This is a genomic window from Amycolatopsis sp. SID8362, assembly GCF_010550475.1.
Classification (GTDB): Bacteria; Actinomycetota; Actinomycetes; order Mycobacteriales; family Pseudonocardiaceae; genus Amycolatopsis; species Amycolatopsis eburnea.
Genome location: NZ_JAAGNB010000010.1, coordinates 1 through 5,399, shown reverse-complemented (window position 1 = coordinate 5,399; position 5,399 = coordinate 1). Strand labels below are relative to the sequence as shown.

Sequence of the window (5,399 nt, the reverse complement as noted above, 5' to 3'; positions counted from 1 at the left end):
GAAGCGGGGGAGTGGGTGCCCCCGGCCGGGCGGGTCCGCACGGCGAAGCGGACGCTGCAGCTCGCCTGCGACCCGGACCGGCCGCACCCGTTCGCGCCCGGCGACGAGGTGCGGCTGCGCTACGGCGACACCGCCCGTGACGGGAAGGTCGTCGCCGCGTCGGCGGTCGAGCTGACGGTCGAGGAGAGCAGCCCGCCCGACGCCACCACGAACGACCGGCCGACGGCGGTCCTGCCCGGCAGCCCGGTCCGGCCGTCGCCCAAGGACGAGGCGGTCGCCGAGCTCGCCCGGCTGACCATCGAGACGCTGCCGGAGCTGCCGCGCCACCCCGGGATCGACCTGCTCCGCCGGACCCCGCCGCGGCTGCGCTGGGGTGCGGCGCTGCCCGAACCGGGGGACGACCTGGTCGCCACGGTGATCGACGCCGTCGAGGAGATGGACGGCTCGACGCTCGCGGTGCAGGGACCGCCGGGCGCGGGCAAGACCTACCTCGCCGGCAGGCTGATCGCCCGGCTGGTGCGCGCGGGCCGGACCGTCGCGGTCACCTCGAACAGCCACAAGGCCGTGGAAAACGTCCTGAGCGCGGCGAAGAAGAGCGCGCCGGACCTGCCCTGCGCCAAGCGCGCGAAGCGGACCCCGGACCCGGCGGCGCCGTGGGACCAGCCGAAGAGCAACCCGGCGCTGGTCAAGTGGCGCGAGGAGCACGACACCGGGCACCTGGTCGGCGGCACGGCGTGGACGTTCGCCAACGCCGCCATCCGCGAAGAGCCCTTCGACTTCCTGATCATCGACGAGGCGGGCCAGTTCGCCCTCGCCGACGCGCTCGCGGTGTCCGTGTGCGCCAAGAACGTCCTGCTGCTGGGCGATCCGCAGCAGCTGCCCCAGGTGGTGCAGGGGACGCACCCGGCGGGCGCGGAGGCCTCGGCGCTGGGCCACCTGATCGGCGACGCCGACATCATGCCGCCCGAGCTGGGCTACTTCCTCGACGAGACGCGGCGGATGCACCCGGCCGTCTGCGCGCCGGTTTCGGAGCTGTCCTACGCCGGCCGCCTGCACTCGCACCCGTCGGCGGCCGAGCGGTCGATCGAGGGCGTCGAGGCGGGGCTGTACCTGGCCGCGGCCGACCACACCGGCAACACGACCCGCTCGGTCGAAGAAGCCGCCGTCGTCACGTCGATCGTCGCGGACCTGCACGGCCGCGCGTGGACCGACCACGGCACGACCCGGCCGCTCACCGACGCCGACATCGTCGTGGTCGCGCCCTACAACCTGCAGGCGCGCACGGTGAGCCGGGCGCTGGAAGAGGCCGGGTTCCCCGGGGTGCGGGTGGGCACGGTCGACCGGTTCCAGGGCCAGGAAGCGCCCGTGGTGCTCACGACCATGACGTCGTCGTCGGCGGTCGACCTGCCGCGCGGGCTCGACTTCCTGCTCTCGCGCAACCGGCTCAACGTCGCGCTCTCGCGGGCGCAGGCGCTGGCGATCCTGGTGTGCTCGCCGCGGCTGGTCGAGGCCGACATCCGGACGGTGGAGCAGATGCGGCTGGTCGCGGGCATGATCGGCCTGCTGACCGCGGCCCGCCCCTGGCCTGCCGGGTAGCTCAGCCGGTCGGCTCGGTCTCGCCGGCGTCCTCGTCGACGTCCTGGCCGCCGGGCCGCTTCCGCTCGGTCTCGGGGATTTCGATGTCGAGGTCGACGTCCGGGGTGCCGGGCGTGCGGGGTACGTCGGGGCTGATGGGCTGGTGCTCGGCTTCGGTCATGCCCGGCGGTTACCCCGGCGGGCGCCGGTTCACGCCGGCGCGGAAAGCGCCTTCCGGGGGTGGACCGCCGCGGCCGATGCTGATATTCCTTCGCCCGTGCCCCTGGACGCGATCGACCTCCACAGCATCAACGCGTGGGAGGTGGCCTTCCTGCGCGAGGAGGTGGGCGCCTACTTCGCCAACGGCATCGACCTGACCCCCGGCGCGACCGTCCTCGACGTCGGCGCCAACGTCGGCGTCTTCTCCGCCGCCGTGTTCGAGCGCCTCTGCGGCGACGCGCGGATCTACGCCTTCGAGCCGCTCCCGCCGTTGTTCGCGACGCTGGAACGCAACGGCCGCGACTTCTTCGACGGCCGGCTGACCGCGTTGCCGTACGGTCTCGCCGCCGTCGAGGCCGAGCTCGACTTCAGCTACTTCCCGGCCGCGACCATCTTTTCGTCGTCGCTGCGGGACGAGGGCAACATCGAGGTCGAGCGCCGCCGGGTCACCGCCAGCGTCGTCGAGATGATCCGGCGGGGCGGCCTCGGCGGCGGGCTGCGCCGGGTGCCCGCGCCCGTGCTGCGCGGCATCGTCGGGCGCAAGCTCCGCGTGATGCGGGAGCTCGAAACCCACCGCGTCCGGGTCCGGCCGCTCTCGGCGGTGCTCGACGAGCACGGCATCGAGCGCGTGGACCTGCTCAAGGTCGACGTCGAAGGGGCCGAGCTCGACGTCCTGCGCGGCCTCGAAGACCGGCATTGGCCGCTGGTGCGGCAGGCGGTCGTCGAGGTCGAAGGGTGGCGCGAGCACCGCGACACCGTCCGCGACGTCTTCGCCTCGCGCGGGTTCACCGTCGAAGCGGTGCAGGACCCCGTCCAGGAGGCCGCGGACATCGGGATGGTGTTCGCGGTCAGCGGTACCCGAGCCAGTCGAGGTTGATCCGGCCGGTGTCGCCGGGCGCGTAGGACAGGGTCAGCACCGGGTCCTGGCCGGTGAGCGGGATGTCGCCGAAGGTCGCCGTGCCCCAGTCGTCCCAGCTGTCGGAGACCTTCGGGAAGCTCAGCTGCCGCAGCGGGTGGCCGTCGACGGACAGCGTCATGGTGCGGGCGTCGCCGTTGGCGTTGGCGTACCGGACGGTGAGCGTGCCGGTCGACGGCGCGGTGGTGGTGCGGTGGATCGTGAACGCCGACGCCGCGCCCTCGGCCCAGAGCCCGTCGAGGAAGGCGCGGCCGGAGTAACCGGTGTGGTTGACGTTCGTCTTGACCCCGCCGGTGTTGTGCGCGTCTTCGGCTTCGAGGTGCGCCGGGTCCGGGCAGCCCGCGACGGTCCCGGCGGTGTCGGCGCAGCGGTCCTGGGCGTCGGGGACGCCGTCGCCGTCGCGGTCGCCCGCGGGTGCGCCGGTCAGGGTGATCTCGACGGTGTGCGCGCCGCCGAGCGTGGCCGGGATTCCGGCGGCGGCGGGCCGGCCGTCGAGGGTGACCGAGCGGATCACGGTGCCCGCGCCGCGGAGCGTGACGGTGAGGTCCGCGGCCCGGTACCGCAGGTGCCGCAGGGTGACGTCGCCCCAGCCGCTGGGCAGGGTCGGGGCGAAGGACAGGCCGCGAGCGGTGAAGCGCAGCCCGAACAGTCCACTGTGGATCATGTCGAGGAACGCGGTCGCGGACCACGTCTGGTCGGGCTCGGAGCCCCAGTGGAACTTCACCGTGTCGCCGAGCCGCTGGTAGCCGCCGTCGACGACCCCGGTGCCACCGTTGTAGATCTCCCAGTAGCCGCTGTTCGAGCCGGCCAGCTTCGCCAGGCGCGCGGTCTCGGCGGCGAAACCGTTCTGCTCGCCTTGCCCGGCCAGCGCTTTCGCCCACAGGCCCTGCACGAGCGGCCAGACGATCGCGTTGTGGCGGCCCGGCTGCGCGTCGGAGTAGCGCGCCCAGTTCGGATAGGTGTCGGGCATGCCCCACGCCATTTCGCGCGCGTTGGCGACGATCGAGCGGGCCTGCGCGGGGTTCGCGACGCCGAAGAGCAGCGCGAACGCGAGCCCCGTGCCCTCCTGGTAGGCGCCGCGGGTGCCGTCGACGAGGAGCTGGTAGTCGTACAGGCCGGTCTCCGGGTTCCAGAAGTTCCGGTTGATCGCGTTCTTCAGCGCGGTGGCCTTGGTGCGGTACGCGGCGGCTTCGGCGGCGGGCCGGCCCAGCTGCCCGGCCATGTTCGCGGCGTTGACGTAGGCCGCGTAGTAGACCTCGTTGGTGCTCAAGAACATCCCGCTCGCGACGCCGGGCCACGGCATGCTGCCGGTGCTGACCGATTCGGTGGCGTCGGCCGGGGGCGCCGGGTAGCCGGCGATGCCGTCGTTGAAGAAGGACGCGCCGGTGAACAACCCGTAGGTGCGGTTGAACCCGGCCGTGGTCGCGGTTTCCCGGATGGCGAGGGTGTTCTTCGTGGTGGCGTAGGCGTTTTCGAGGAACGCGCGGTCGCCGGTGACGAGGAAGTGGTGCCACGCGGCGGTCGCCCAGACGACCTGGTCCCACTGCTGGTCGTCCTGCTGCACGCGCAGCGCGCCGCCGCCGTCCTTGTCCACCACCGCCCAGAGCGTGTTCCGGGCCAGCGCCGGGTCGAGGAGGCTGGTCGCGTTCCAGCTGTTGACCGACGCGTCGCGCGTCCACGGCTGGGCGTAGCCGCCACCGGCGCGGACGAAGCCGACGGACGGGTCGAGCAGGCCGCTCTTGTCGTACTTCGGGTCGTAGCCGATCGTGTTGGTGCGCACCAGGTTGTCGAGCGCCGCGTCGTAGGCGGCGCCGTACAGCGCCTGGCTGCCGGGGTTCGCGAACTCGAGCGAGGGGAGTGCCGCGGGCGCCGCGGCCGCCGGGCCGGTGAGCACCCCGCACGCCGTCGCCACCACCAGGACCGCCGCGCCGAACCGCCGCCGGATCTCGTGCACCATGCGCGTACCCCTTCGCGTAGATCGCTGCCAGTGCACCACGGAACGGCGGGATTTCCCCGCGAACGGAGGGATTCTGTCCGTTTCTGTCCGGCGTCACGGTCGGGTAAAGATCGTTGTGCCCGGTCGCACCGTGTGATCGGGTGTCGGGACCGTGGTCGCGCTGAGTGAGGAGGGCGGGTGACGTTCTTCCTTTCGCGGCTGTTCGCGCGCTGGGTCCTCACGCCCGGCCGCGGGTGGCTGCTGCCGGCCGCGGTGGTGCTCGTCGTGTTCGCGACCAGCTGGCCGCTGATGGCGCTGGCCGAGCCGGCGGGCAGCGAGCTGGTCCGGCCCGGGACGTACTGGTGGTACTTCGTCGTCACCGCGACCACGGTCGGGTACGGCGACTTCTCACCCGAGACCGTGGCCGGGCACCTCGTGGGCGCCTACGTCATCGTCGGCGGGATCGCGACCCTGACGACGGTGTTCACCAAGCTCGCTTCGGTGCTGGAACAGGCGAAGGGACGGCGGATGCAGGGGACGGAGGCGGTGCGCGCGAGCGGGCACACGGTGCTGATCGGGTACGCCGCCGGGCGGACCGAGCGGATCGTGGCCCAGCTGCTCGCCGACGGCGTGCCCGGGCTGGTGCTCTGCGCGGGCGAGGAGGTCGGCGTCCACCCGATGCCGGACCGGCCGGTGCGGTTCGTCCGCGGCGACCCGACGGCGGACGGCGTCCTGGCCAGGGCGGGCGTGGCG

General features: G+C 73.2%; 5 protein-coding genes. 3 read left to right on the top strand and 2 right to left on the bottom strand.

All coding sequences use genetic code 11. The features are described from left to right. On the top strand, positions 1-1,596 hold a 1,596-nt coding region (locus tag G3I65_RS00960; RefSeq protein ID WP_160693858.1), incomplete at its 5' end, for a DEAD/DEAH box helicase. 1 nt (position 1,597) lies between these two features. Here the strand turns inward: G3I65_RS00960 and G3I65_RS00955 are convergent. Then, positions 1,598-1,756 carry a hypothetical protein gene (locus G3I65_RS00955; RefSeq protein ID WP_160693856.1) on the bottom strand — a complete coding sequence of 53 codons (159 nt, stop codon included), beginning with the start codon at positions 1,754-1,756 and terminating at the stop codon, positions 1,598-1,600. Positions 1,757-1,852: 96 nt separating this feature from the next. Between G3I65_RS00955 and G3I65_RS00950 the strand changes: the two genes are divergently transcribed. Beyond that, positions 1,853-2,671 (top strand): FkbM family methyltransferase, encoded by an 819-nt coding sequence (locus tag G3I65_RS00950; protein WP_160693854.1) that lies wholly within the window; start codon positions 1,853-1,855, stop codon positions 2,669-2,671. On the opposite strand, the gene G3I65_RS00945 is transcribed toward G3I65_RS00950, so the two are convergent. Beyond that, entirely contained in the window at positions 2,643-4,667 is a 2,025-nt protein-coding gene (locus tag G3I65_RS00945) for a glycosyl hydrolase family 65 protein (protein WP_160693852.1), read from the bottom strand. The two genes, G3I65_RS00950 and G3I65_RS00945, sit on opposite strands and share 29 nt — an antisense overlap. Before the next feature lie 177 nt (positions 4,668-4,844). On the opposite strand from G3I65_RS00945, the gene G3I65_RS00940 reads away from it, so the two are divergent. Further along, positions 4,845-5,399, top strand: a 555-nt coding sequence (locus G3I65_RS00940; protein WP_309235224.1) for an ion channel, incomplete at its 3' end; no start/stop codon positions are given.

Bases quoted from the DNA above. Each gene is read 5' to 3' on its own strand.
- G3I65_RS00955 (WP_160693856.1), bottom strand. From the start codon at position 1,756: ATGACCGAAGCCGAGCACCAGCCCATCAGCCCCGACGTACCCCGCACG.
- G3I65_RS00945 (WP_160693852.1), bottom strand. From the start codon at position 4,667: ATGGTGCACGAGATCCGGCGGCGGTTCGGCGCGGCGGTCCTGGTGGTG.